Annotated in this window: 1 protein-coding gene; it reads right to left on the bottom strand. The window is 53.4% G+C overall.

What is annotated here, in order from left to right:
* Positions 1-17: 17 nt before the first annotated feature.
* Positions 18-239, bottom strand: a complete 222-nt coding sequence (locus tag AB3X89_RS40225; RefSeq protein ID WP_368588057.1) for a hypothetical protein — start codon at positions 237-239, stop codon at positions 18-20.
* Between the last annotated feature and the right edge of the window lie 222 nt (positions 240-461).

Here is a 461-nt window from a genome sequence, read left to right on the forward strand (position 1 = left end):
ACATGAAAGCGCTTCGATTAGAACTCACTTTCCAATCCAGTCGCTTCCTTGTCCGATGGACTATCGCCTTGGGCGGACGAGCCCCCTGAAATCGCATTTGCGCCGCCGTCCAGCAGATTGCCAATTGCGCCAAGCGCTTTGAACGGCAATGCGGCCACTTTAAACGGCGCTGCCAATACATCTTCCCCCACCTTAAATACAGCTCCCCCAACCTTCTCGACATCAGCGACGATTCCCATGCCAATCTCCTTACAAACGAGCGAAAAAAACAGCTTCTCCAGCGAACGGCGATGCAGCCGATTAAAAGCGCAGCACGATAAGACCAATTTTGATACCGTGCGGCACGCGGCCGGACAAGCAATGCGAACCGAAATGTGACCACGCGCTATTGCCACCGTGCCCACTGCTTACAGATTTTCTACAACGGGTTTCGGGGGATTTCAGCGATTCTCCGTTGGATT

This window comes from Paraburkholderia sp. BR14320 (assembly GCF_040948665.1).
In the GTDB taxonomy this organism is placed as follows: Bacteria; Pseudomonadota; Gammaproteobacteria; order Burkholderiales; family Burkholderiaceae; genus Paraburkholderia; species Paraburkholderia youngii.

Bases quoted from the DNA above. Each gene is read 5' to 3' on its own strand.
- AB3X89_RS40225 (WP_368588057.1), bottom strand. From the start codon at position 239: ATGGGAATCGTCGCTGATGTCGAGAAGGTTGGGGGAGCTGTATTTAAG.